This is a genomic window from Curvibacter sp. APW13 (assembly GCF_032337135.1).
Lineage (GTDB): Bacteria > Pseudomonadota > Gammaproteobacteria > Burkholderiales > Burkholderiaceae_C > Allorhodoferax.
On sequence record NZ_JAVXZZ010000002.1, the window covers coordinates 343,629 to 370,030 of the forward strand.

At 64.8% G+C, this 26,402-nt stretch carries 21 protein-coding genes; 2 read left to right on the plus strand and 19 right to left on the minus strand.

What is annotated here, in order from left to right:
• Positions 1 to 50: 50 nt before the first annotated feature.
• The 9 genes from RQP54_RS09955 to RQP54_RS09995 all read right to left on the minus strand — a co-directional run bounded on the left by RQP54_RS09955 (position 51) and on the right by RQP54_RS09995 (position 7,324).
• Entirely contained in the window at positions 51 to 1,523 is a 1,473-nt protein-coding gene (locus RQP54_RS09955) for a radical SAM protein (RefSeq protein WP_315678110.1), read from the minus strand.
• A 3-nt stretch (positions 1,524 to 1,526) separates the two neighbouring features.
• Positions 1,527 to 2,228, minus strand: a complete 702-nt coding sequence (locus tag RQP54_RS09960; RefSeq protein ID WP_315678111.1) for a hypothetical protein — start codon at positions 2,226 to 2,228, stop codon at positions 1,527 to 1,529.
• A gap of 26 nt (positions 2,229 to 2,254) precedes the next feature.
• A complete protein-coding gene (locus RQP54_RS09965; RefSeq protein WP_315678112.1) occupies positions 2,255 to 2,446 on the minus strand; it encodes a hypothetical protein in 192 nt (63 codons plus the stop codon).
• Positions 2,447 to 2,449: 3 nt separating this feature from the next.
• Positions 2,450 to 3,172 carry a hypothetical protein gene (locus tag RQP54_RS09970; RefSeq protein WP_315678113.1) on the minus strand — a complete coding sequence of 241 codons (723 nt, stop codon included), beginning with the start codon at positions 3,170 to 3,172 and terminating at the stop codon, positions 2,450 to 2,452.
• 26 nt (positions 3,173 to 3,198) lie between these two features.
• Positions 3,199 to 3,888: a hypothetical protein gene (locus tag RQP54_RS09975; RefSeq protein WP_315678114.1), complete on the minus strand. Its 690-nt coding sequence runs from the start codon at positions 3,886 to 3,888 to the stop codon at positions 3,199 to 3,201.
• Positions 3,885 to 4,637, minus strand: a complete 753-nt coding sequence (locus tag RQP54_RS09980; RefSeq protein ID WP_315678115.1) for a prolipoprotein diacylglyceryl transferase — start codon at positions 4,635 to 4,637, stop codon at positions 3,885 to 3,887. The genes RQP54_RS09975 and RQP54_RS09980 overlap by 4 nt, the downstream gene beginning before the upstream one ends.
• A gap of 26 nt (positions 4,638 to 4,663) precedes the next feature.
• Positions 4,664 to 5,269, minus strand: a complete 606-nt coding sequence (locus RQP54_RS09985) for a hypothetical protein (protein ID WP_315678116.1) — start codon at positions 5,267 to 5,269, stop codon at positions 4,664 to 4,666.
• Between the two features lie 84 nt (positions 5,270 to 5,353).
• Positions 5,354 to 6,196, minus strand: a complete 843-nt coding sequence (locus tag RQP54_RS09990; RefSeq protein ID WP_315678117.1) for an alpha/beta hydrolase — start codon at positions 6,194 to 6,196, stop codon at positions 5,354 to 5,356.
• Positions 6,197 to 6,259: 63 nt separating this feature from the next.
• Positions 6,260 to 7,324: an AraC family transcriptional regulator gene (locus tag RQP54_RS09995; protein ID WP_315678118.1), complete on the minus strand. Its 1,065-nt coding sequence runs from the start codon at positions 7,322 to 7,324 to the stop codon at positions 6,260 to 6,262.
• A 100-nt stretch (positions 7,325 to 7,424) separates the two neighbouring features.
• Here RQP54_RS09995 and RQP54_RS10000 point away from each other — a divergent pair, with 100 nt between their 5' ends.
• On the plus strand, positions 7,425 to 9,659 hold the full coding sequence (locus RQP54_RS10000) for a fatty acid desaturase (RefSeq protein ID WP_315678119.1): 2,235 nt from the start codon (positions 7,425 to 7,427) through the stop codon (positions 9,657 to 9,659).
• A 15-nt stretch (positions 9,660 to 9,674) separates the two neighbouring features.
• On the opposite strand, the gene RQP54_RS10005 is transcribed toward RQP54_RS10000, so the two are convergent.
• The 5 genes from RQP54_RS10005 to RQP54_RS10025 form a co-directional block, all read right to left on the minus strand.
• A complete protein-coding gene (locus RQP54_RS10005; protein WP_315678121.1) occupies positions 9,675 to 10,832 on the minus strand; it encodes a GGDEF domain-containing protein in 1,158 nt (385 codons plus the stop codon).
• A 108-nt stretch (positions 10,833 to 10,940) separates the two neighbouring features.
• Positions 10,941 to 12,821, minus strand: coding sequence for a potassium transporter Kup (locus tag RQP54_RS10010; RefSeq protein ID WP_315678122.1), 1,881 nt, complete (start codon positions 12,819 to 12,821; stop codon positions 10,941 to 10,943).
• A 70-nt stretch (positions 12,822 to 12,891) separates the two neighbouring features.
• Positions 12,892 to 13,578, minus strand: coding sequence for a response regulator (locus RQP54_RS10015; protein ID WP_315678123.1), 687 nt, complete (start codon positions 13,576 to 13,578; stop codon positions 12,892 to 12,894).
• Positions 13,575 to 15,071 carry an ATP-binding protein gene (locus RQP54_RS10020; RefSeq protein ID WP_315678124.1) on the minus strand — a complete coding sequence of 499 codons (1,497 nt, stop codon included), beginning with the start codon at positions 15,069 to 15,071 and terminating at the stop codon, positions 13,575 to 13,577. The genes RQP54_RS10015 and RQP54_RS10020 overlap by 4 nt, the downstream gene beginning before the upstream one ends.
• A gap of 134 nt (positions 15,072 to 15,205) precedes the next feature.
• A complete protein-coding gene (locus RQP54_RS10025) occupies positions 15,206 to 17,524 on the minus strand; it encodes a DUF1631 family protein (RefSeq protein ID WP_315678125.1) in 2,319 nt (772 codons plus the stop codon).
• Positions 17,525 to 17,753: 229 nt separating this feature from the next.
• Between RQP54_RS10025 and RQP54_RS10030 the strand changes: the two genes are divergently transcribed.
• Positions 17,754 to 19,205, plus strand: a complete 1,452-nt coding sequence (locus RQP54_RS10030) for a DUF4139 domain-containing protein (RefSeq protein ID WP_315678126.1) — start codon at positions 17,754 to 17,756, stop codon at positions 19,203 to 19,205.
• A gap of 93 nt (positions 19,206 to 19,298) precedes the next feature.
• On the opposite strand, the gene RQP54_RS10035 is transcribed toward RQP54_RS10030, so the two are convergent.
• The 5 genes from RQP54_RS10035 to dnaK form a co-directional block, all read right to left on the minus strand.
• Complete coding sequence (locus tag RQP54_RS10035; protein WP_315678127.1) at positions 19,299 to 20,411, minus strand: SO2930 family diheme c-type cytochrome; 1,113 nt, start codon at positions 20,409 to 20,411, stop codon at positions 19,299 to 19,301.
• A gap of 28 nt (positions 20,412 to 20,439) precedes the next feature.
• Positions 20,440 to 21,675: a parallel beta-helix domain-containing protein gene (locus RQP54_RS10040; protein WP_315678128.1), complete on the minus strand. Its 1,236-nt coding sequence runs from the start codon at positions 21,673 to 21,675 to the stop codon at positions 20,440 to 20,442.
• Between the two features lie 96 nt (positions 21,676 to 21,771).
• The gene (locus RQP54_RS10045; protein WP_315678129.1) at positions 21,772 to 23,136 is read right to left on the minus strand and encodes an MBL fold metallo-hydrolase; all 1,365 of its coding nucleotides are present in this window, start codon (positions 23,134 to 23,136) and stop codon (positions 21,772 to 21,774) included.
• A 92-nt stretch (positions 23,137 to 23,228) separates the two neighbouring features.
• Positions 23,229 to 24,365 (minus strand): molecular chaperone DnaJ, encoded by a 1,137-nt coding sequence (gene dnaJ, locus RQP54_RS10050; protein WP_315678130.1) that lies wholly within the window; start codon positions 24,363 to 24,365, stop codon positions 23,229 to 23,231.
• Between the two features lie 88 nt (positions 24,366 to 24,453).
• Positions 24,454 to 26,397 carry a molecular chaperone DnaK gene (gene dnaK, locus RQP54_RS10055; protein ID WP_315678131.1) on the minus strand — a complete coding sequence of 648 codons (1,944 nt, stop codon included), beginning with the start codon at positions 26,395 to 26,397 and terminating at the stop codon, positions 24,454 to 24,456.
• Between the last annotated feature and the right edge of the window lie 5 nt (positions 26,398 to 26,402).

Here is a 26,402-nt window from a genome sequence, read left to right on the forward strand (position 1 = left end):
TCACTAGCCTTTCGGTGTGGACCGCGTCGCGGCCCCCCGGTTACCTGGCCTCAGGCGACCGGGTCCAATTCCTGCGGTGCAGGCGCAATGCTCCACACCTTGCGGGCACGGTGGCTGGCCGCCAGATTCTTGCGCACCGTGTCCAGCACCTGGCGCTTGCCATCGCGGTAGAACAGGTTGTAGGCCTCGAACGGCACCATCTGCCCCTCGGGCGTGGCGAAGTGGATGCACGACTTCTTGAGTGAGCGGATGTCCAGGTTGGTCGCATCCATGAACTGCACGATCAGGATGCGGAACACGTTCTGGTAGCCCATGCCCTCGGGCGAGGCCACCTGCGGGAGGCAGCACATCAGCTCGGACAGGCAGTTGGCCTGCGACTCGGGCGAATGGTTGGTGGAAAACAGCTTGAACACCATGTCCTTGGCCGTCTGGTCCTGCTCGAACACGATGGTGTTGGCCGAGCCCTCCACCAGCTCCTGGGGCTTGAGGTGGCGCGTCAGCGGCACGGCCTGGCCACCGAGCTTCAGGGCATAGCCCATGGCCAGCGTGTCGGGGTTGCAGGGCACGGGCACGATGTCGTCGAGCGTGAACACGCCACTCTGCTCGGCAATGCCGCGGCGGATTTCGCTCACCGTGAGGCGGTGCTGGGCACTGAAGCCGTCGGTGCGCCCGGCTTCCTGGATGGGCTGGAAGGTGATGCCGCGCACGCAGGGCTGCGCAAGCGCGTGGCGGATGATGTCGCCCAGCTCATCGTCGTTGAGCCCGCGCTTGACCGTGACCACCAGCGTGGTGGAAATGCCCGCCGCATTGAGCCGCTCCAGCGCCTGCTGGCGGATGCGCGTCAGGTCGGCGCCGCGCAATTCTTTGAGGGCGGCGGCGCGCAGCGAGTCGAACTGCAGGTACACCTCCAGCCGCTGCGGACCGTAACTGGCCAGGCGCTCCACGAACGCGGCGTCCTGCGCAATGCGCACGCCGTTGGTGTTGATCATCAGGTGCTTGATGGGGCGCTTGCGCGCCTCGTCCAGAATCTCGAAGAACTGCGGGTGCGTAGTGGGCTCGCCACCCGAAATCTGCACCACGTCGGGCTCGCCCTCGTTGGCCACCACGGTGTCGAGCATGCGGCGCACCTCGTCCAGGCTGCGGTGTTCGGGCCGGTGGGTGCCGCTGTCGGCGTAGCAGATGGGGCAGTTCAGGTTGCAGTGGTCGTTGATCTCCACAATGCTCAGGCACGAGTGCTGCATGTGGTCCGGGCACAGCCCGCAGTCATAGGGGCAGCCGTACTCCATTCGGGTGTTGAACAGGTTGGGCATTTCCGGCTGCTTGACGAACACCTCGCGTCCCAGGCGGTAGTAGTCCACGTCGTCGCTGATGAGCACGCGCTCGGAGCCATGCGCCGGGCACCACTTGTCCATGTACACCTTGCCGTCCTTGAACAGGATCTTGGCTTCCACCGGATGCAGGCAGGTGGAGCAGACACTGGAGGTGGTGTCGTAGAAGTGGTAGGGGCGTTGTTTGCGGGACATGGGTTAGTTGGTCAATCCAAGGTTAAACAGCGGAAGTCCCATGAAATCTCCGATTTGATTCATCAAGCTCAGCTTGTTCTCTACGCTGGCAAAGTCGTGGTCTGGCCACCCTGGGGGACTCTCGTCGTTCCCTGGTTCTCTGAAATCAAGAGCCTTGGGTCTCGCTTCACTAACAACAAAATTTGATTGAGTCACCATTGGCCGAAATGCACGCCCGTGGACGAACAGCCATCTGGATGACTCAATACCACTGACCTGAAACCCCTTCTCTGTGAGCGTGGCAGCTTCGGATTTTGATAGCGTGTCGCTGCCGGCGTAAGTGAATGCCAGTCGCCCCCAAAAGGCATCGTCCTTGAATTTCAATAGTTTGGTGTCTTTTTTCAGACCAAGACCAAAGCGGCTCATGTGCTTCAACTCTTCAAATGCACTTTTCCCTGTAGAGATAATGAAGGTCTTCTGCTTGCCAAGTAGGGCGACAGCGTCTTCCCATTGCAAGATTCGCTGAAGATCGTTGTTCAAATACGCAAACCCTAGTATTGATTCCGATAACGTAACGTCACCTCGCTTGGCCCTGTATTCCTCATTGCTGGGTTGTTCCACGTAGCGGCGTGATGCGCACGCCCATCCCCCCACCACCGCCGCCCCCGCCCCCAGCAGCATCAGCCTGCGTCGTTGTTCGTCGTGCACGGTATTGCTTTCCTGCATGGTTCTCCTCCTTGATGTGTACGGACTCAGCGCCTTAGGCGGCAGTGGTCCACGTCGTCGTTGATGAGCACGCGTTCGGTGCCATACGCCGGGCACCACTTGTCCATGTACACCTTGCCGTCCTTGAACAGGATCTTGGCTTCCACCGAGTGCAGGCAGGTGGAGCAGACACTGGAGGTGGTGTCGTAGAAGTGGTAGGGGCGTTGTTTGCGGGACATGGGTTAGCTGGAAACTGTTACTTCGAAGAAGGGAAGGCCGAAGACCTTTTTGTGGCTAACCTGGTTCTTTATCGTGAGTCGATCATTCAAATTTGAGTTTGCGAAAACGAGGCCGGAAAACTGGTCTGGCTCGCCAATCTTCGGTGCGCGAAAAGTGAGGTTCTTGGAGTCGGGGTTCGTGGCGGCTGTGATGGGGTCACGCAAGGGCCTAAGTACCACTCCCCCAATCTCCAACCATCTGAATGGAGCACCAATATCGGGGAGGTTAAAGCCCAGTTTGGTCAGCACCATCCGATCGGATGCCGAACCAGCGCTTTCATTCGAAACGATCTTGAGCCAACCCTTGACGGCTCCCTTGTTGTCAATGTGCAGGAGTTCGGAGTCCGCCTCTAACTGGAGGCGTGGGTCCTCCCATCCATCGTTCTGCATGAAGTTGTAAGCGCCGTAGTTGCTGATCAAGTAGGTGCCGTGCATGCCAATAAGCACTGACATCCAACCGTCATTGATGTTCATTGCTCGATTTAATAGGGGATGTGGCCTACCAATTGCCACTAGCTTTTCCCGCAGTCTTGGCTCGCCTTTTGCTGCAAGCTGCTGAATCATGGGCGGTGCTTTTGGGACGGAGGACGCAGTAGCACACGCCCATCCCCCCACCACCGCAGCCCCCGCCCCCAGCAGCATCAGCCTGCGTCGTTGCTCGTCGTGGACGGTAATGTTTTCTTGCATGGTTGTCCTCCTCGGTGTGTACGAACTCAGCGCCCCAGGCTGATCAGCACAGCCAGGCCGCCCAGCAATTGCAGGGGGGCGGTGACCACATCGACCACGATGGCGGCGGGCAGCAGGGCCATGGCCCCGATGTTGGGTTTGGTCTCGGTGCTGGGCGGTGCGTGAAAGCGCAGCGGGCGGGGCTTTTGCATGGCCGTGAATGCGGCACCCTGCAGCTGGATGGCGGGGTACACCGCGCCCTTGATGCTCACCATGCGCCGCACGGTCTGCGGGGTGGTACGAACGAACCCGAGCGTCTTGAACAGGGCTTTCTCCGCGTCCGTGGCGGTGGCTGCGTCCGAGGTGTAGTTGAACTCCAGCGTGCCCCACACGGTCTTGTCCTTCAGGTACAGGCGGTGGTTGTCGGGGGTGAGGCTCAGGCGCGCGGGGTCGAGCTGGGTCATGGCCAGCAGGGCGCTGCCGCCTTCGACCAGCAGGTAGGTGTTGGCCGCGCCCAGGAAGGCCACCACATCGGCCTTGCCCATGGACTTGGCCATGGCCTCGTCGGCACGCCCAAAGGCCAGTATGTCGTCCGACAGCACCACGTCGCCTTCCACGGTCTTGCTGGTGCTGGTCTGGCTCGACACCACGGCGGTGGCGCAGCCCCAGCCGCCCACCACGGCAGCGCCCAGCCCCAGGGCCATGGCATGGCGGCGGTTCAGATGGGACGAGTTCATGGGTGTGTCTCCTTGTGTTCGATGGCTACGCTGGCAGCAATGACGGTAGCTGCGGCCAGGCAGGCCCACTGGATGCCGGACAGGCCGCCCCAATAGGCGTAGGGCACGGGCTTGATGCCGTCCATGGCCAGGCGCCACAGCAGGTAGCCGAGCATGAAGCAGCGGAATGCCAGGCCCGGCGTGTGGGCCAACGCCCGCCCCCAGCGTGGCCAAGTGAGCAGGGCCAGCATGGCCGCCAGCCATTCGTACAAGGCCGTGGGGTGGCGCGGCACGCCGTCGCCCATGTCCATGCCCCAGGGCAGGGTGGTGGGCACGCCGTAGGTGCCGTCGTTCAGCCCGGCCAGGAAGCAGCCCACGCGCCCGACCAGAATGCCGCCCAGGATGGCAGGCACGAAGTCGTCGCCGGTGCGCGGCCCCCTCCAGCCGCTGAACCATTTGGCCAGCTCCACGCCGATCCAGCCCCCTAGCAGCCCGCCAACGATGGACTGCCCCTGCAACCACAGCGTGGGCATGTGCAGGTATTCGGGCCAAAGTTGCGGGTTTTCCAGCCAGAACATGGCCTTGTTGCCGATGGCCGCGCCCAGCAGGCAGCCCATGACGACGGGGAACAGCGGGCCTTGCAGCACGCTGGCGCTGCCTTGGCGCGCCTTGCGCTGGCGGTAGACCCAGGCCCCGGTGACCAGCGCAGCCCATTCGAGCAGGTAATGCACGGTGTGGGCCCGGTCGGGGTCGGTGATGAAGAGGCTCATGCAGGGGAAGAAGTTCTGAATCAGCTTCAGTTCGCAGTGCTGCTGGAGGAGTGCGCTGGTCGGCGTATCTCCACGATGAAATCTGGAGCGTCTAGCTCTTCACCGATGCTCCCGGATGCTTTGAAGTCTGCGGGTGCAGGCTTTATGTCCCAGATCCGCACTGCCAACGTCGCACCGCTTGCGCTGTCTTGCAAATCGACGATCACAGCGGTGCCATCGATACGAAGGCCAATGCCGCGCAGTTGCTGGCGTTCCAGAACGCCTCCATCGCTGGAGATGCTCAAGATGGTGACGACAAAGCGTTTTCCGACGTAGATACCTGGGCCTGTTGTGACGCCTATGGCGCTATCGTCAACGATGGGTTTCCGCTTCACCCCCATCATCCAAAGGCCGACACGCAGCAAGCCAAGCGAGAGAGCAATGCCCAACACGGCGAGAAAAGCAGGAGCAATGCTGCCAGAGGAAAGCTGGGAGAAGAAGAAGGTCGTGTCAATGGCGGTGCACACGCCCCCGCTCACCACAAATACCAAACCGACCAGAACGGCGAAGAAGCGCCCGATAGCATCGAACATTGTGAATAGCCTCCCTTGGCGCGCGATCATACCGGCTGTTTCAGTGTTCTCCTTCGGCATTGGCCATGCAATGAATTGGGGTTTTCCCCTCGTATCCATTGCGTAGGCAGCTACCAATTTCGTAGCGACAGCAGTCCGGTCCGGTTACTGCGTCGCCGCGCCCGCGATCTGCGCACCAATGCGGGGAAGGGCCATGTGCAGGGTGGAGTAGTGCGATAGGCCGGGCAGCACCTGGCATTCCACGCAATCGGGCAGTTGCTGTTGCAGGTAGCGCGCCATGGCCGGGGGCGACCAGTTGTCGGCGTCGCCGTGCCATAGGTGGGTGGGGGCCGCCACGCCGCGCAACTGCGCGTGCCAGGGCTGCACGTAGGCGACCACGTCACGCACATAGCCGCTGCGCAGGGCGTTGAAGCAGCGCCGCAGGTCGTGCAGCGTGCGTTGGCGGAAGGCCGGGTCGGTGCGCAGTGCCTGGTCGGCACCCTGGGCGCTGGCAAACAGGCTACCCAGCAATGCGTCGGGGGCCACACGGGCCAACAGGCCTTGCACCGCGGTGAGGGCGCGCAATAGGTGCGGCTGGCGCTGGGCCAGCTGGAACACCGGGCGCCCAGCCATGGCGGGCAGGAAGTCGCCGCCCTCCAGTGGGGCGGCGGCGGATACCAGGTGCAGGCTGCGCACCTGGGCGCCGAGCAGGCGGGCCACCTGCAGCGCCACGAAGGTGCCGATGGAAAAGCCCACCAGGTCCACCGGTTGCCCCTGCGCATGGCGCGCCACATCGTCGGCCAGGGCCTGGAAGTAGGCCTCGCCCGCCAATGCAGAAGGTGCCGCGAAGCGCTCCTGGCAGATCACGCGCAGCCCCAGCCGCTGTGCATCGGCCTGCAAGGCCTGTGCCTCGGCCAGACCACCGGGCGCGCCATGGAAGTACACCAGCAGCGGGCCGGTGGCAGCGCCCAGGCTGCAGTGGGGAAGGGGGGCGGTGGTGGGTGTCATGGGGTGGGGTTCGGTAGGCGGGTTGGGGCGGGCCAGTGCATGCGGCGTTGGCGTCCGGCAGGCTCAGGGACGTTCATGGTCCGCAGCGCGGGGGGCTTGTGGCAGGGCCTCCCTTGCCACCTGCGGCGCCACGCCCTCCCAGCGCTTGAAGGCGCGGCGGAAGTTGGCCTGGTCGGTGTAGCCCAGGCGGTAGGCAATTTCCTGCAGGCTCAAGTGCGGGTTGCGGATGTGCTGCAGTGCCAGGCGGTGGCGCACCTGCTCCACGATGGCGCGGTAGCTCGTGCCCTCGGCCTCCAGTCGGCGGTGCAGGGTGCGTGGGGCCATGTGCAGCAGGCGTGCGCTGGTGGCCAGCGAGGGCAGGGCGCCAGCGCAGCTTAGCAGGCTGCGCTGGATGCGTGCGGTGAGCGACTCCTGGCGGGTGATCTTGTCGAGCTCGGCCTGGCACAGGGCGGCAGCGTTTTCCAGTGCCTGCGCGTCGGCGGTGGACATGGGCATGTCCAGTGTGGCCGGGTTCAGGTGCAGCGCATTCCCGGTTGCGCCATAGTGCACGGGGCAGGCAAACAACTCCTGGGCCAGCGCGGCATAGCCCGTGGCGGGTGCCGTGAAGGTGGCAGCCAGCACCGACTGTGCGCCTGGGGCCAGGTAGTCGAACACGTTGCGCACGGTGAGCATCACGGTTTCCAGGATCAGCAGCTCGGCCACGTCCAGGTCCGCCGCGGGGGTAAAGCTGAGTTGCGGGGCAGTGGGGTCGTTCTTGAAATGGGGCTGCAGCAGGTTGGTACGCACCGGCATGAAGCGCTCTACCAGCGTGGCGGCCTGGCGTAGGCTGGCCGCGTTCATGAGCGCATAGGCCAAGGTGCCGTGGGTGTTGATGCGCAGGCGCCGCCCCAGCAGCAGGCCCAGGGCAGGCTCGCGGGTGTGCAGCACGGCCGCGCGTACCAGCGCCACGTAGCGCGGGGTGTCCAGTTCCACCGCGGGCTGGGCCAGCTCCTGTGGCGCGATGCCGGCTGCCCGCAGCCAGGGGTCCGGGTCATAACCCATTTCCTGTGTCAGTTCGATCAGCGTGCGCAGGTACAGCGTGGGGACCTGGATCGCGCGGGACGGCGGGGGCACGGTGATTTGCGGCATGGGTGTGCTTGGCAAGAAATGACCTGCGATTGGCGCAGTCTAACCTTTCGTTGAAAAGCCTGCTTGCCTACCATGCAGGGCATAAATACGAGGAGACGACATGCTTGGATTTCAAGGCCGTTCCACCGGAACGGTAGCCACCATCAATGCCCAGCCAGTGCGCGTGCAGCAGGGCGAAACCATTCTGACCGCGGCGTTGCGCGAGGGCGTGGATTTTCCCCACAGCTGCCGCGTGGGCGGCTGCGCCAGCTGCAAATGCAAGCTGGTGGAGGGGCGGGTGCGCGAGCTCACCGAATTCAGCTACCTGCTGTCCGAGGAGGAGCTGTCGCAGCGCACCATCCTGGCCTGCCAGAGCGTGCCCATGGGGCCGGTGCGCATCGAGGTGGAACAGACCCGGGCGCTGGCGGTGCAGGAGGTAGCGGGCACGGTGGTGGCGCAGGAGGCGCTGACGCACGACATCCAGTGCCTGCGGGTGCGGCTCGATGCGCCGCTGCACTACAAGCCGGGACAGTTTGCGCAGCTGTCGCTGGATGCGCTGCCGGGCCAGACCCGAAGCTATTCGTTTGCCAACCCGCCCGATGCGCAGGGCGTGGTGGAGTTCTTCGTGCGCCAGGTGCCGGGCGGTGCATTCACCGGCCATGTGCACGGTAACGATCTGCTTGGGCAGCGTGCCCACGTGCAGGGTCCGTTGGGGCAGTTCTGGCTGCGCGAGTCGGATGCGCCCTTGCTGTTCGTGGCGGGCGGCTCCGGGCTGGCCCCGGTGCTGGCCATGCTGCGCGCACTGCAGCAGCAGGGCTCGGCGCGCTCGGTGACGGTGCTGTTCGGCGCCCGCACCCAGGCCGACCTGTATGGCATGGACGAGCTGCGCGCCATGGCTGCAGGCTGGGCCGGTGCCTTCCGTCTGGTGCCGGTGTTGTCCGAAGCCCAGGCAGACGCCGGTTGGGCCGGGGGGCGCGGTCTGGTGACCGAGCAACTGCCCCAGGTGGTGGAGCCTGGCATGCACGCCTACCTGTGCGGTCCGCCTGCCATGGTGGACGCGGCCCATGCGGCGCTGGTGGGGCTGGGCCTGGCCCGTGCGCACATCCACGCCGACCGGTTTGTAACGCAAAAAGAGCTCTCTGCCCCCGAAAAGACTGCGCAGGCAGCTATTGAAACCATAGCGCCTCCCAAGTCGCTGATGGAGTGGGTGGCCGCGGTGTGGCACTACCTCAAGTTCTTCCTCTTCCACGTGGAAGGGCTGGCCGTGGCAGCGGCGCTGTTTGCAGGTGGCAGTTGGATCACGGTGGGGCTGCTGGTTTACCTGCTCATCAGCATGGGGCTGGATCTTGTGGCGGGGGACGACACCAGTACCCCCACCTACCGGCATCCGTGGATATTGACCGTCCAGCTGTGGATGGCTTTGCCCCTGCTGTTGCTGATCTGCTTTGCAGCGGTGTGGAGCGTGAGCCCGGGCGATGCGCTGGGCGCGGGTGCCATGCTGTCGCAGTGGACGGGGATGGATCTGCTGGCCGCAAAGTCCGCCACCACCTGGTACGAACATGCGCTGGGCGTGGTTCTCATGGGGCTGATGGTGGGCATGGTCGGAACCGTGCCCGGGCATGAGCTCACACACCGCACCTGGGACCCGGTGTCGCTCTGGGTGGGTCGATGGTTGCTGGCGTTCAGTTTTGATGTCGGCTTTGCCATTGAACACGTGTACGGCCACCACCGCTACGTGTCGACCCTCAACGACCCGGCCACGGCGCCGCGCGGACGCAACGTGTACGCCCACGTGCTGATTTCGACCATCCGTGGAAACATCAGCGCCTGGCGTATCGAAGCGGGGCGGTTGCAGCGCAAGGGCTTGCCCGTACTGTCTTGGCACAATGCCTACCTGCGGGGGCTGGCCATGAGTGCGGTGCTGGTCGCTGCTGCCTTCGGACTCGGCGGGGTCGGGGCTGCGTTGTACTTCTGTGCCTTCGGTCTGACAGGAAAGGCGCTGCTGGAGATCGTGAACTACATGGAGCACTACGGTATCGTCCGTGACCCGGCGCAACCGGTGCAGCCGCGCCATTCGTGGAACACCAACAGCCGCATCAGTTCCTGGGCGCTTTTCAACCTGACGCGGCATTCGCACCACCACGCCCAGGGCGAGGTGCCCTACCAGGACCTGCAGCCCTACCCCCATGCGCCCATGATGATCGGCGGCTACCTCACCACCATATCGGTTGCGATGATTCCACCGCTGTGGCACAAGCTCATGACGCCCAAGGTGCTGGCCTGGGACCGCGACTACGCCAACGCGGCCGAGAAGCAGCTGGCCGCGCAGGCCAGTGCGCGTGCTGGTTGGGTGTAGGGGTCAGGAGTCTCTTCAGGCCACGCGCAGGCAGTTGCGGCCCTGGTTCTGGGCCTGGCGCAGCGCGGTGTCCACCCGGGACAGGCAGGGTGCGGTGTCGACATCGACATGGCGCACCACCGTCAGCCCGACGCTCATGGTGAGTGATACGGTGCAACGCGAGGAGACCAGGGGTTCGTCCGCAATGGCGGCACGGATGCGCTCGGCCTGCTTGCAGGCGTCGGCCAGTTCGGTGTCGGGCAGCAACAGCATGAAGTCGTCACCACCGAAGCGCGCGATGACGTCCGAGTCGCGCACCGTGGCCCGCAGGCGCTGGCCGATGGCCCGCAGGGTCTTGTCCCCGGCCGTGTGGCCGTAGCGGTTGTTCACCTGCTTGAACTGGTCCAGATCCATCAGCACCAGGGCGTAAGGGCGGCCGCCGCGCAGGAAGCGCGCATGCTCTGCCTTGAGCCGCTCCAGCATGACGCTGCGGTTGCTCAGCCCAGTGATCTGGTCCTGTGACACCAGGTTGTCCAGACGCTTGATCAACGAGCCCAGCACCAGCGCAAACAGCGAAAAATTGAAGAAACCCAGCGAGACCTGGAACGCCGTGGTGGCCACGATGATGAAGGTGGTGGTGCCTTCGAAGTCGAAATGCGCGGCGTTGCGGCTCTGGCTCATCATGAAAGCGCGCACCAGCAGCACCACCACGGTCAGCACCACGGGAAACACCAGCAGCACCTGGGTGATGCGCTGGCGCTGGAACCACTCGGGTGCGTTCGACCACAGCAAGCGCACGATGCCCGACACCGGTACCGCCAGCGTGCAGGCGAAGATCCAGGCCAACCAGTCCGGGTGCCCGGGCTCCAGCCAGCGCACCACCTCAATCAGCACCAGGCCGCTGTAGGTTGCAACCAGGAAGGCGGGGCGAATCGCCTTGCGTTCCAGGTGGGCTAGCCCCTGCTGGATCTGCAGGAAGGCCGTGAGCAGCAGGAAGTTGATGGGCAGCTCCATGCTGAACGGTGCCCACAGTTGGCGCCCAAACATGAGCAGCGCCGCAATGCCGATGAGCAGCCAGCCCCAGGCCCAGTTCAGGCAGGCGCGCTTGTGCTCGCGGATGGACAGACCGACCGCCAGCCAGGCAGCGGAAAAGAGCAACAGCTCGACGGCCAGGCTGGCCAGTGAAAAGTTCATCGGGGGAGCGGGTAATGATGGAGGCGTGTATTGTGCCGCCTTCCGGTGGCGTCGCAGCTTGCCTTCTCCCTCGGTTCGGGCCGCTGGCGCTTGCGGCGGCCATGCCCTTCAGATCTGCACCCGGGTTCCGAGTTCGACCACGCAGTTGTTGGGCAGGTTGAAGAACCCGGCCACGCTGCCGGCGTTGCGCGACATCACTGAAAACACGGTTTCCCGCCAGCGCGCCATGCCGTGTCCCTTGGTCGGAACGATGGTTTCCCGGCTCAGGAAGTAGGAGGTCTCAAACAGGTTGATCGGCAAGCCCTTGGCCTTGCACAGCTCCAACGCCTTGGGAATGTCGGGCGTGTTCTTGAACCCGTAGTTGATCTGCACGCGCCAGAAGTACTCCGTCAGTGGCTCCAGCTCCACCCGGTCCTGATAGGGTATCCAGGGAACCTCGTGGAAAACCACGGTGAGGATGATGTTGCGTTCGTGCAGCACCTGGTTGTGCTTGAGGTTGTGCAACAGGGCCTGGGGCACCGTGCCGGGGTTGGCCACGGCATACACGGCGGTGCGGGCAACCTTGTGCATGGTCTCGTCGGCCGAGATCGCCTGAATGAAGGGCATGAGCTCGGGGTCGTCCTGGCGGATGCTGTCGATCAGCAGCTCGCGTCCCCGGCGCCATGTGGCCATGACGGCAAAGATGAGCAGCCCCAGCGCCAGCGGGAACCAGCCGCCTTGGAGGAGTTTGATGGAGCAGGACACCACCAGCAGCAAGTCCAGGCTGAGAAACAGGCCGGTGGCCCCCACTGCGATGGGCAAGGGATAGTTCCAGGCATTGCGTACGACAAAGTAGGTGAGCAGGGTGGTAATGAGCATCGTCATGGTCACGGCGATGCCATAGGCTGCGGCCATGGCGGAAGAGCTGCCGAAGCCGAACACGGCCAGCAGCACGGCCAGCAGCAGGAACCAGTTGACTTCGGGCATGTAGATCTGCCCCGCTTCCTTTGAGGAGGTGTAGTGCACGTGCATGCGTGGCAGCAGCCCCAGTTGGATGGCCTGCTTCGTCATGGAATAGGCACCGGAGATCACCGCTTGCGAAGCGATCACGGTGGCTACCGTGGCCAGTACCACGGCAGGGATGAGCCACTCGGGCGGAAACAGAAGATAGAAAGGGTTTTCCAGCGCAGCGGGGTTGCGCAGCAGCAGTGCGCCCTGGCCCATGTAGTTCAGTGCCAGGGATGGGAGTACCAGGCCCAGCCAGGCCAGCTGGATCGGCCGCTTGCCGAAATGCCCCATGTCGGCATACAGCGCCTCGGCCCCCGTGAACGCCAGGACGATGGCGCCGACGGCCAGAAAGACGCCCCAGCCTTGTGCCCACAGAAAGGCCACGGCATGCTGTGGATTCAGGGCAGCAAGAATCGCCGGCTGACGGGCGATCTCCACCACTCCGGTGCAGGCCAGCACGCCGAACCAGACCATGATGATGGGACCGAACAGCTTGCCCACCGTGGCGGTGCCGAAACGCTGCATGGCGAATAGCCCGGTCAGCACCGCGGCGGCAATGGGCAGCACGTAGGGTTTGAAGGCGGGTGTGGCCACCTCCAGGCCTTCGACCGCACTGAGCACGGAAATGGCCGGTGTGATCACGCTGTCACCGTAGAACAGCGAGGCGCCGAATACGCCCAGCAGCAGAAGCGTGAGGTGCAGGCGACGGGTACCCCCAGCGGCGCGCGAAGCGAGTGCAGTCAGGGCCATGATCCCGCCTTCGCCACGGTTGTCCGCGCGCAGGATGAGCAGCACGTATTTGAGGGTGACCACCGCCATGAGACCCCAGAAAATCACCGAAACCGCACCGATGATGTGCGGTGCGTCCAGGGGAATTCCCGTGCCGGGGCCGAACACCTCTTTCATGGTGTACAGGGGGCTGGTGCCGATGTCGCCGTAGACGACGCCCAAGGCGCCCAAGGTGAGGGCAGCCAGGCTGTTGCGTTGGGGGTTCGCGCTCATTGCCGTACCAAGTGATGAACAAGGCACCACTGTGACGGGCCACGCATCAGTAACGCATAAGTACCGCCGCTCAGGCCACGGCCAGGCGGTAGCCGACGCCGGTTTCGGTCAGCAGGTGACGCGGGTCGGCCGGGTCCTGTTCGATCTTGGCACGCAGCTGGCCCATGTACAGGCGCAGGTAGTGCGTGTGCTCGGTGAATTCCGGGCCCCATACATCGGTCAGCAACTGCCGATGTGTGACGACGCGCCCGGCGCTGCGTACCAGGCGGGCCAGCAGCTTGAACTCGGTGGGAGTGAGGTGCAGCAGGTTGCCCCGGCAGTGCACCTCGCGCAGGGACAGGTCTACCTTCAGGTCGTCCAGTTCATGCAGGGTCGTGGCGGCACCCAGTGCGGTGCCTCGATGGCGCAGGGCTACGCGAATGCGGGCCAGCAGCTCGCCGACCGCAAAAGGCTTGGTCAGGTAGTCATCGGCACCGGCATCGAGCAATGCAATTTTCTGTGTTTCCTGGTGCCGGGCCGAAACCACGAGGATGGGGGTGGTGTGCTGCTTGCGCACCGCGCGTACCAGCGTGATGCCATCGCCGTCAGGCAAACCCAGGTCCAGCACGATGACGTCGGGCGCGGTGTGGTCCACCAGCGCCTGCGCCTCACGGACGGACACCGCCGTCACGACCTCAAAGCCCTCCACGGACAGGCTCGATTGCAGCAGCGCCCGAATCTCCCTGTCGTCCTCCACCACCAATACACGCAGGCTCATGGGGACTCCGTCGCCGTGGGGGGCGTGTCGATGGGCAGGCGCAGCATGAAGCTGCTGCCGCCGCCGCCGCGACGCCTTGCCGTGAGTGTGCCGCCATGCACCTTCGCGATGGCGCGGCATACCGCCAGGCCCAGGCCACTGCCACGCTGTCCCGACTGGTCACCTCGTGCGTAGGGCGCAAAGATCGCCTCCAGCCGGTCGTCGGGAATGCCCGGACCGCGGTCCTTCACTGCGACGACCAAAGTGCCCTCGTCGGTACCCACCGACAGATCGACGGCCTCGCTGCTGTACTTCAACGCGTTGTCCAGCAGGTTGGTGAGCAGCTGGGCCAACAGTACCGGGTCGGCCTTGATCAGCGGCAAGTCGGTCGGCACCTTGGAGCGGATACGGCGGGTGCTGTCGCGCTGGCGTACCCGCGCCAGCACGCTCCCGACGATCTCTTCCATCGACTCCCATTGGTGGGCGCTTGCGCTGGTGGGGTTCGCGAGTTGCATCAGTTGCAACGTGTTTTCGGTCACCTCCGACAGGTAACTGGCCTCACGGACGATGCTGGCGAGCAGGCGTTGGCGCTCGGCAGCGCTGAGCTTGTCGGACTGGGTTTGCAGCGCTGACGCCGCGCCGACCACGGCCGCCAGCGGTGTGCGCAGGTCGTGCGCGATGGAGGCCAGCAAGGTGCTGTGCGTCTGCTGGCGTTGGGCCTCCCATTGCGCGCTCTGGAAGGCGGATTGCAGCCGAAGGCGCCAGATTGCCTGTGTGAGCAGCGAGGCAATGGCCTGGCCATGTTCGCGACCGGTGGCGTCTGGTGCCCGCGCCGGCTGGATGCAGAGCGCGCCCAGGCTGTGGTGGTCACCGAGTGGGAGGTACCAGGCATCCAGGCCGGGCCAGCGTCCGGTTCCCGGCCCCAAGGTGGCGGATTCCTTCATGCAACAGGCCAGCCCATCAATGACGGCTGAGGGTATGTGCGCGCCCCATGCCGATGCTTCATCCGGCCCGCCCAGGGCCAGGTAGTTGGGGCCGCGGAACGCGCGGTTCAGATGGCGCATCCCGATGCCTGCAATGTCTTCCACCGAGCGTGCGTCGGCCAGTTCGGTGGCAAGTGTTTGCAACTGATCGGCACGCTGCGCATTGCTGTGCGCTGATTGCGTCTCGCGGCGCAGCGTGGCAGACAGATGGCTGATCACCAGGGCGACGATGGACATCGTTGCCAGGGCAACGATGTTCTCGCTGCTTTCGACCTGGAAGGTCCAGCGTGGCGGAACGAAAAAGAAATTGAATGCCGCCACCGCGCCCAGGGCACAACCCAGCGAGGCCTGCCAGGGCTGGCTGTACGCCACCACGACCACGCCCAGTACGAAGAGCATGGCCTGGCTCAGCAGGGAGGTATGGCTGTCCAGCACCAGCCCCGCCAGGGTGGACAGCGCAAGTGTCCCCAGCACCACGCCCAGCGGGCGTAGCACGGTGGTCACCGGTGGAGGATCAGGCAAGTCAGTCATCGGGACCGCAGCGTATCACTGCAGGTGTCAGGATTGCATTAGGAACCCGGGTGACCGTGCCAGCAGTTTCGAGGGGATCGGCCTTGTCTTGGCGACCCGCCAGCCAGGCTTCGCGCTGGCCGAGTGTGCCGTGCTTACGCTGCCAACTGCAACTCGGATTCGTTGCTGGCCAGCAGTTTGTCCAGTGCCCGGCCCACGATCGGGGTCTGGTCCAGCGTCTGCAGCTGGCCCATGCGCAGCATGGCGGCCACCTCGCGCTCGCTGCGCACGAAGGCATCGAAGCCCTCGCGGTTGGTGAACAGGAAGCGGGTACGCATGGGGCTGATCCACTGCAGCTTGCAGCGAAAGCCCGGTGCGCCGCCTTCGTGCACCTCGAACCACTGGCCGCGGGTCAGGGCCCGGGCCGCGGCATCGAAACTGTCGTCCTGCGCCGCGCGCTTGGCAGCACGGCGTTGCTCCAGGGCTACCAGCGCTTGCTCGCTGTCTTCCTTTTCCTGGTTGGCCGTGTGGGCGTCCTGGGGCTGCGGGGCCTTCATGCGGATGGCCAGCATGTGGGTCGAGATCAGGCGCTTGGTGAAGGTTGCGCGGGCGTCGCCGTCCCAGTGGATCGCATCGAGCTCGGTGTTGAGCGTGCGCACCAGCTCGGGCAGCACGGCCACCAGGCGTTGGCGCTCGTCCGTGGTGGTCTTGGGTTGGGTGCTCCAGATCAGTTGGTCCATCGTTGCCAAGGCTGCCGCGTAGGCGCCTGGCTGGGTCGATTCAGCCAGCCAGGCACGCGCAATCACCTCGCGCCATTGGTGGGTCAGGAAGGGTGTCAGGAACGGCGCCAGCGGCAGCCCCTCGGGCAAGGCCTGCAATCGGGCGTGCACCAGTTCGTCGGCCTGTGCCAGTGCAGACTGCAGCGCCTCCTTGGAGACTTCGTGCTGCGCCACGGGCTCGTTGCGGGCTTGGGCCTGCTGCTCGCACTCGAACAGGAATTCGGTGAACTCGGCCAGCAGTTCCTGGAACAGGGTCAGGTCATCCGCAAACTCGGTCAGCACCCGCTGCACGGTGGATTCGATGCGCTGGTACAGCGGGTCCTGCTCACCGCGCTCCGGCGCCCATTCCACGGCCGCATGGGCCAGGGTGTCGACCAGCTTGCGCGCCGGGTGCTCGTGCGACATGAAGAAGTCGCGGTCGATCATGGCGGCCTTGAGCACCGGAATCTGCAGGCGCCCCAGGATGACCTTGAGTTGCATCGGAATGGCGGGGTCGGCAAAGACGTAGTCGAACACCTCGGCCAACACGTCCACGGTGGCGCGGTCGGGTTCGGGGGCGCGGCGGATCTCGTCGCGCTCGCGCAGGCGGCGCAGCACGTTGTCGGTGCCATCGGCTTCCGGTGCGTACAGTCCGAAGTGGGAGACCGTGCTGCCCCCTGCCTGCAGTGCGTCCAGGTAGTGCAGCAGCTGCGGGTCGGCATCGGGCAGGCTGGTGGGGCTGGCGTCCGCGCCGTGCATGCCACTGGCGCCCTCGGGGGCTGGCGCTCCCGCGGCAGCAACGCCCAGGCGCTGCAGAAAGGCCTTGGCCTGTGCGGCAATGCTGCGCCCGGCGGGGACCAGTGCAGCCCAGGCGGAAGAGGGCGGCTGGGCGGCGTGGCCACCAGTCCCAGGGTTGGGGGTGGAACCACCGGGAGCCGAGGCGGGGGCCGCAGCGGCGGCATTTGCCGATGCACCTTGTGCTGCGCCTGTAGGCAGCGGAGCGAACCCGGAGTCGGCGGTCTTGCGCACGCGGTGCACTTTCTGTGCCTCGATGCCGGCGCTCGACAAGGTGCAGTTGAGGTCGGTGTAGAGCGGGGTCAGGTCCAGGAAATGGTCGGGCTCCAGCGAATCCATCAGGTCTTCGGTGGCGGCCTGGTCGAACGGACCGTTTTCCCAGGCCTTCATGAAGGCGCGTGCAAACACGAGCGGGCGGAAAGGGTTGTCTGCGAGCGCGGTGTTCTCGATGCCGCGCAGCACCCCCAGGCGCAGCGTGAGCGGCTCCAGCCCCGGTTCGTAGCGGGCATTGAAGCGCTGGCAGATGCGGTCGAGCAGCAGGATGCGGTGCACTTCGTCCACGTCGATCAGGCTCAGGCTGAGTCCGTCGAGGTCACCGATGCCGGGGATCTTGTGCGTGGGTTCCAGCGAAGGGAAGCTCTGTGCCACTTCCTCCTGAATGCTCAGCGGCAGTTGCGTACGCAGCGCCGCCCGGAATGCAGGGCCTTGCTGTCCCAGCAGCTGGATGGCAGAACGTACGTTCTGGGCTTTCTCCGGTGGCAGTCGGCTGTCGGCCATGTCCTGCAGGTGGGAACGCACGGCCAGCAGCAAGGCGCTTTCCTGGGACTGGAAGAACTGCAGCGCCTGACCCACCAGGGCACGCACCAAGGCAGCAGCCCGCGGGTGCTGGGTAAGGCTGGTGAGGTGGTCCTGGTTGCGCACGGTCTTTTGCGGTCTATCAATGCGCTGCCAACGACAAAAGCAGCGTGTCTGGATCGATGCCCCGATGTTCGCACGCGGGTGTGAAAAAGTTGTGAATCCGAGCACCCGTAGCGTGTTGCCAGGCGCTCCAATTCGTTACGATTTGTAAGGTGGCTCCTGCGCAAGGCCGGAACATGCGTTATGAGTCAGCACGCTCGCCATCGTGGCGTCGATCACCCAAGGACTTTCCATGAACGTTTTTTCCCTGCTTCCCGTCTGCGCCGCGATCTCATTGGCCGGTCTGGGTTCCGGTGCTTTCGCGCAAGCTGCCGAGCAACGCTCCACCCTGGCCGACCAGCGCGAGGTGGCCGTCACCATCTACAACGACAACCTGGCCCTGGTGAAAGACCAGCGCCGCATTGCGCTGCCTCCAGGTGCCAGCAACCTGGCGTTTCGCGATGTCAGTGCGCGCATGCGTGCCGAAACGGCCCTGCTGCGCAGCGTGAGCCAGCCCGGTGCCGTGCGCGTGGTCGAGCAGAACTTTGACTTCGACCTGCTGAGCCCGCAGAAGCTGCTGGAGAAGTACGTGGGCCAGACCGTGAGCGTGGTGCGCACGCACCCGACCACCGGTGCCGAGACCGTGGAGAGTGCCAAGGTGCTGGCCGCCAATGGCGGGGTGGTGCTGCAGGTGGGCAACCGCATCGAGACCGGGGTGCCCGGGCGTATCGTCTATGGCGAGGTACCTGCCAATTTGCGCGACCGCCCCACGCTGGTGATGGCACTGGAAAACGCGCAGCCCCAGGCGCAGGACATCGAGCTGAGCTACCTCACGGGTGGCCTGTCCTGGCGCGCCGACTACGTGGTGGAACTCGGGGCCAAGGACGACATGCTCGACATTTCGGGCTGGGTGACACTGACCAATACCAGCGGTGCAACCTACCGCAATGCCCGTCTGCAGTTGGTGGCGGGTGATGTGAACCGGGTGCAGCAGGAAATGCAGGCCGCGCCACGCGCCCTGGCCATGGCCGCACCCGCCATGGCCAAGGTGGCCAATGACATGGCCGAGGAAGGCCTGTTCGAGTACCACCTGTACACCCTGGCGCGCCCCACCACCATCGCCGAGAACCAGACCAAGCAGGTGGCGCTCATGTCCGCCAACGGCGTGCCAGTGCGCAAGGAGATGGTGCTGCGTGGCAGCGATTACTACTACCAGTCGCAGGCAGGGGAGATTGGCAAGAAGCTCAAGGTGGGGGTGTTCGTCGAGTTCGAGAACAGGGAAGCCGCGCGCCTGGGGTTGCCTCTGCCCAAGGGCGTGGTGCGGGTCTACAAGAAGGACAAGGCTGGCAACGCGCAGTTCATCGGCGAAGACCGCATCGACCACACGCCCAAGAATGAGAAGGTGCGCCTGAAGCTGGGCGAGGCCTTCGATGTAACGGCCGACAAGCGCCAGACCGACTTCCGCCAGGTGAGCAACGACAACCGCAAGGGCTATGCCTTCGACACCGCCTACGAGATCGTGCTCAAGAACGCCAAGGACGAAGCCGTGCAGGTGACCGTGCAGGAGCCCATCCCCGGCGACTGGCAGATGACCGCCAGCAGCCAGCCGCATACCAAGGCAGCGGCCAACCTGGCTACCTGGACCGTGAACGTGCCCGCGCAAGGCAGCACCAAGCTCACCTACCGGGTGCTGACCCGGTTCTGATGCTTCGGGAGCTTGAATAAGGGGGGAAAATGGCCGCTGCCCGCATGGATACTGCGTAGCACGCTACTGGAACGATAGCGACTGCAGCGGGCTTCAGTGCGTGGCGCAACTGCCGCTGAGGCTGCTGATCCATTCCCGGACCAGCGCCACGCCCTCCACATCGACCAGGCTGCGGCCCACGCGCGGCATCATGGCCTGGCCGCTGGTGGCTTCCATGCGGTGCACCAGCAGGCTCTGCTGCGGCTTGCCGGGCACGATGTCGTAGGTCATGTTGGCACCCCCCGAACCGGCGGCCACATGTTGCTTGCACAGCCCCAGGGTGCTGCCGCTGGATTGCAGCGTGGTGAACAGGCCGCTCTGGCGTGCGTCGCCGAGCGCATGGTGGCAGTGGGCGCAGTTGATCTCCAGGTAAGCCCGGGCGCGCTGTTCCAGGGGCGCGCCTTGGGCATTGGCGTAGGCCACGTTGCGCGGCACCTCCACCACATTGCCTGGCAGGCCTTCCAGGGTGGCGATCTGGGCCAGCCGCTCCAGCTGATTGCGTGGCCCATCGCTGTAGGCGTAGCTGGCGTTCAGGTAGCGGGCCGTGGGGCCGATGGGTTGGATACCGGCCTGGCCTACGGTGGCGTTGACGGCATGGCAGGTCTGGCACTGGCGGGCGTTGGGTACGCCGTAGCTGAAGGTCTGGGTCTGCCCGGTGGCCGGGTCGCGCAGGGTGGCCGGCACGCTCTGGCCGATACGCCGCAGGGTCGCAGCCGTCTGCGCTTCGTTCCAGACGTAGGCGTTGGCCAGCCAGTTGCCGTCCGTGTCGCGCTGCAATATGCGCGTCTCCACCAGCTGGTACTTGGCGAGGTCGATGCGCTCGCCGCCCGGGGCGGCAGCCTTGACCCAGCCACCCACCTTCTGCGGGTCCTTGGCGTAGAAGAAGGTCTTGCTGATGACCGTACCCACGGGGAAATCCAGTACGCCGTCTGCGCGGTAACCCACCTTGGAACCCGGCGGAACGGTGATGGTGCGGAACTTGAGTGCGTAGTCGGTGAACAGGGGTGACGCCAGGCTGTACACCAGGGTGTTGCCCTGCACGCTCAGTTCGCGGCCGTCACTGCGCAGCACGCCATAGGCATCGAGCTGCTCCGGCAAGGGGCTGGCCGCGTGCACGCCCAGGCCCAGCAGGCTGCAGGCCAGCAGGGCGCGGCGCAGCGATGTCATCAGGTCGGTCACAGTCAGCGGGCCGCGCTTACCGCGGTAACGGCAGGTAGGGGGGCAGGGTGCAGTCGTGGGCGGCCGGAATGGCACTGTAGGCACGCGGCTTCCACCAGCGCACCAGGGCCTTGAGCGTTCCCGCGTTTTCCAGGTCCAGGTTGGCAAAGGCGTCCTGTGGCTGGGTCATCTGGTTGTTCTTGAAGCACAGGTTGAGCTCGGCAATGTCCTTGATCTTGCCGGCCTTGATGCCGTCGTGCAGTACGTGGGGCATGCGCTTGAAGTTCACCCCGGCCCACCAAGCCCCGTCCTTGATCTCTGCGATGATGCCGGCCGGGTCATAGCCGGCATTGAGCATCACGTTGTCGTGGATGGAGGTGTTGCGGGCCTGGGCTTCGTAGTTCGGGTCCTTGATGGGGCGCTCGGAGGCGTAGAAGCTGGTCACGATGACGCTGGCGGACTGGTGGTTTTCGATGCTGTTGCCAAACACTTCCACATCGCGGTTGGCCAGGATCATGATGCCGGTGCCGGCTGGTACCAGGCCCACGATGTTCCCCTTGCCGGCAAAGTTGGGCGTGTTGTTGTTGCGGATGCGGTTGTTGAACACGCGGGTACCGGCACCGTTCTGGATCACGGGCAGGTCGGGCATGGAAAACACCAGGATGCCACCGGTATTGGCATAGGCATCGTTGTCGTATACGTCGGCGCGGATGGAGTTCTCGATTTCGATGCCGGCCACGTTCTCGGTCACGCGGTTGCGCCGCAGCACGATGTCTTCGGTCTGCCCCACGTACAGGCCCGAGTCCGAGGCACCGCGGATGTAGCTGTCTTCCACCAGGATGCGCTTGCAGGCCACCGGGTACAGGCCGTAGCCGCCGTTGGTCTCCTTGGGTGGGCCGCTCCAGTCCACGGATACGCGGCGGATCACCAGGTCTTCGCAGTTCTGTACCTTCAGCCCGTCGGCCTTGCTGTCGAGGATGGCGAAATCCTCGAACTTCAGGTTCTTGCCGGTGGCATCGATGCCGTTGCCGGTATTCTGGCCCTGGAAGGACAGCACCGTCTTGTCCATGCCCGCCCCCTTGACGGTCACGTTGTTGGCCGAAATGGACAGGGTGGTGTTGAATTCGAAACGGCCCGCGGGCAGGGTGATGACGCTGCCGTCCTTGGCATCGATGAACTGTTCCAGGATCTGCTCGGAAGGCGTCAGGGCCTGAGCGCAGTTGGCCGCCAGCAGGCAGGCGGCCGCCAGGGCCGTGGAGCGAAGCAAGGTCATACCGATCTCCTCGTGTGGTTTGGAAACCAGTATAGGGGGTGCATCTCGCCCGTCAGGGGGGTGACGTAGCCCGGCGATCTTGGGGTTTTCTCGGGGTCAGCTGGGCCAGGTGGAGCCCTGTTCGGGCACCATCGCGCGCCATTGCAGTTCGCGCTCGATGCGGCATCGCAGGGTGTCTGCGGCTTCCGCCTCGCCATGCACCACGTAGACCTGCCGCGGGGCAGCTGGCATGGCGCGCAGCCAGTCAATCAGCTGCTTGCCGTCGGCATGCGCCGAGGCCGATTCCAGTTGCACGATTTCGGCATTCACTTCCACGTCGCGGCCATGGATGCGCAGGCTGCGGGCACCGGCAGCCAGGGTGGCGCCACGGGTGCCGGGGGCCTGGTAGCCCGTCAGGATGATCATGTTCTGGTGCTTGCCCGCATGGTGGGCCAGGTGGTGCAGCACGCGTCCGCCCGTGGCCATGCCACTGGCCGACAGGATCACCATGGGGCCATGGCGCGAGGCCAGGGCCTTGGACTCATCGGTGCTGGAGACCATGGTAACGCTGTGGGTCAGCGCATGGGCCTGCGCCTTGGTAAGCCGGTGCTCGCCCATGTGTTTCTCGAACAGTTGGGTGGTGTGGACGGCCATGGGGCTGTCGAGGAAGACCGGCAGGTGCTTGGGGATGGCCCCCTGTAGCTTCAGCTGGGCAATGGCATGGATCAAGGCCTGCGCACGGCCGACGGCGAACACCGGCACCACCGCAATACCGCCTCGGGCGGCCAGTCGCTTGAGGGCTTCGCCCAACTCGCCCAGGATGTCGTCCGAGGGGTGGGTCCGGTTGCCGTAGGTGGATTCGATCAGCACCGTGTCCGCTGCGGGTGGGTTCTCCGGTGGGTTCATCAGCATGTCGTTCGGGCGGCCCAGGTCGCCCGAGAACAGGATGCGTCGGCCCGCGACTTCCAGCAGGACACTGGTCGCTCCCAGAATGTGCCCGGCGGAAAACAGCGTGAACTTCCAGCCCGGCAGGGGCTGGTAGGTCTTGTGCGGCTCCACGGCCTTGATCAGCGGCAGGCAGTCCAGCGCGTCCTGGCGGGTATACAGCGGCAGGGCCGGATCGTGCTTGGAGAAGCCGTGTCGGTTGGCAAACAGGGCGTCCTCTTCCTGGATGTGGCCGCTGTCGGGCAGCAGGATCTTGCACAGGTCGCGCGTGCCGGCGCTGGCGTACACCTTGCCTTGGAAACCCTCCTTGGCCAGCAGGGGCAGGTAGCCGCTGTGGTCCAGATGGGCATGGGTCAGCACCACGGCACCAATGCGGTCAGGCGGCACCGGCAGGGGCGTGCGGTTGCGCAGCCGCAACTGCTTGTAGCCCTGGAACAGGCCACAGTCCACCAGCACGCGCTCGTCGCCATGCTGCACCAGGTACTTGGAGCCGGTAACGGTATTGGCTGCGCCCAGGAAGGTGATGTTCACGCTCATGAAGGTTCCTCGGTTGGAGAGTCCATCATGCCAGAACGACAAAGCCGCCCGGTGCATGGCACGGGGCGGCTTGTCCGGGGCAGCGAAGTGGCTCAGCTGAAGAAGTTCTTCAGCCGATCGGTCCACGTGTCGCCGCTGGGCGAATGCTTGCTGCCGCCCTTCCTGAACGACTCGTCGAGCTCGCGCAGCAGGCGGCGCTGGTGCTCGCTGAGCTTCACCGGCGTCTCCACGGCGATGTGGCAGTACAGGTCGCCAGGGTAGCTCGATCGCACGCCCTTGATGCCCTTGCCGCGCAGGCGGAACTGCTTGCCGGTCTGGGTGCCCTCGGGGATGTCGATAGCGGCTTTTCCCGCCAGCGTAGGCACTTCGATCTCGCCGCCCAGTGCCGCCGTGACCATGCTGATGGGCACGGAGCAGTGCAGGTCATCGCCATCGCGCTCGAAGATGTCGTGCTTCTTCAGGCGGATCTCGATGTACAGGTCGCCCGGGGGGCCGCCGTTGGTACCCGGTTCACCGTTGCCAGCGCTGCGGATGCGCATGCCACCGTCGATACCGGCCGGAATCTTGACTTCCAGCGTCTTCTGGCGCTTGACCTTGCCTTGCCCGTGGCAGCTGGTGCAGGGCTCGGGAATGACCTTACCGGTGCCGCGGCAGGTGGGGCAGGTCTGCTGCACGCTGAAGAAGCCCTGGCGCATCTGCACCGCACCGGCACCGTTGCAGGTGCCGCAGGTCTTGACCTGGGTACCTGGTTTGGCGCCCGAGCCCTTGCAGACGTCGCAGCTGTCCCAGCTGGGGATGCGGATCTGGGCGTCCTTGCCCTTGGCTGCTTCCTCCAGCGTGATTTCCATGGCGTAGGAGAGGTCACTGCCACGGTAGACCTGACGGCCACCAGCGCCACGCCCGCCGCGTTGCTGGCCGAACATGTCGCCGAAGATGTCGCCGAAGGCTTCGGCAAAGCCGCCAAAGCCTTCCGCGCCGCCACCCATGCCGCGGTTCGGGTCCACGCCCGCGTGGCCGTACTGGTCGTAGGCCGCGCGTTTCTGGGCGTCGGACAGCATCTCGTAGGCTTCCTTGGCCTCCTTGAATTTCTCTTCGGCCGCCTTGGCCGCATCACCCTGGTTGCGGTCCGGGTGGTGCTTCATCGCGAGCTTGCGATAGGCCTTTTTAATGTCTTCCTCCGAGGCGTTCTTGGGCACGCCGAGGATTTCGTAGTAGTCGCGTTTGGCCATGATGGTTCGATGCTCGTTTCAAGACAAATGCCGCGTTGCCTCACCCAGGGGTGTTCAACGCGGCAGTCGGTCCGTTTCCGGTCGGAAATCAGTTCTTCTTGACTTCCTTCACTTCGGCGTCCACCACGTTGTCGTCGGCGGGCTTGGCACTGGCCTGCTCCGCACCGTGGTCGGCACCACCGGCGGCGCCGGCGGCCGCCTGCTGGGCCTGCATGTCGGCGTACATCTTCTCGCCCAGCTTCTGGCCCGCGGTACCCAGGGCCTCGGTCTTGGCTTCGATGGCGGCCTTGTCGTCACCCTTGAGGGCTTCTTCCAGGTCCTTCAGCGCAGCTTCGATCTTTTCCTTCTCGCCGGCTTCGAGCTTGTCGCCGTACTCGGTCAGGCTCTTCTTGACGCTGTGGACGGTGGCTTCGCCGGTGTTGCGGGCCTGGACCAGTTCCAGCTTCTTCTTGTCGTCGGCGGCGTTGAGCTCGGCATCCTTCACCATCTGCTGGATCTCGGCTTCGGTCAGACCCGAGTTGGCCTTGATGGTGATCTTGTTTTCCTTGCCGGTGCCCTTGTCCTTGGCGCCCACGTGCAGGATGCCGTTGGCGTCGATGTCGAAGGACACTTCGATCTGGGGCACGCCTCGGGCTGCGGGCGGAATGCCTTCCAGGTTGAACTCGCCCAGCAGCTTGTTGGCTGCGGCGATTTCACGCTCGCCCTGGAACACCTTGATGGTCACGGCCGGCTGGTTGTCGTCGGCGGTGGAGAAGGTCTGGGCGAACTTGGTCGGGATAGTGGTGTTCTTGCTGATCATCTTGGTCATGACGCCGCCCAGGGTTTCAATACCCAGGGACAGGGGGGTCACGTCCAGCAGCAGCACGTCCTTGCGGTCACCGGAGAGCACCTGGCCCTGGATGGCAGCACCCACGGCCACGGCTTCGTCGGGGTTCACGTCCTTGCGTGGCTCCTTGCCGAACAGCTCCTTCACCTTTTCCTGTACCTTGGGCATGCGGGTCATGCCGCCGACCAGGATCACGTCATTGATGTCGGAGGCCGAAACACCGGCGTCCTTCATGGCGGTGCGGCAGGGAGCAATGGTGCGCTCGATCAGCTCGTCCACCAGGCTTTCCAGCTTGGCGCGGGTGAGCTTGATGTTCAGGTGCTTCGGTCCGGTGGCGTCGGCCGTGATGTAGGGCAGGTTGACGTCGGTCTGGGCGCTGGAGGACAGCTCGATCTTGGCCTTTTCGGCGGCTTCCTTCAGGCGCTGCAGGGCCAGCACGTCCTTGGACAGGTCCACGCCTTGCTCTTTCTTGAACTCGCCGATGATGAAGTCGATGATGCGCTGGTCGAAGTCTTCACCGCCCAGGAAGGTGTCGCCGTTGGTGGACAGCACTTCGAACTGCTTTTCGCCATCGACGTCGGCGATTTCGATGATGGAGATGTCGAAGGTACCGCCGCCGAGGTCGTACACGGCGATCTTGCGGTCACCCTTTTCGTTCTTGTCCAGACCGAAGGCCAGGGCTGCAGCGGTGGGTTCGTTGATGATGCGCTTGACATCCAGACCGGCGATGCGGCCGGCGTCCTTGGTGGCCTGGCGCTGGGCGTCGTTGAAGTAGGCGGGTACGGTGATGACCGCTTCGGTCACGGCCTCGCCCAGGTAGTCCTCGGCGGTCTTCTTCATCTTGCGCAGCACGTCGGCACTGACCTGCTGGGGAGCGAGCTTCTTGCCGCGCACTTCCACCCAGGCGTCGCCGTTGTCGGCGGCAGCGATGGTGTAGGGCATCAGGTCGATGTCCTTCTGCACTTCCTTCTCGGTGAACTTGCGGCCGATCAGGCGCTTCACCGCATAGAGGGTGTTCTTGGGGTTGGTCACCGCCTGGCGCTTGGCCGAGGCGCCGACCAGCACTTCGCCATCTTCCTGGTAGGCGATGATGGACGGGGTGGTGCGCGCACCTTCGGCGTTCTCAATCACCTTGGTGGTGTTGCCTTCCATGATGGCCACGCAGCTGTTGGTGGTGCCCAAGTCAATACCGATGATCTTTCCCATGATGA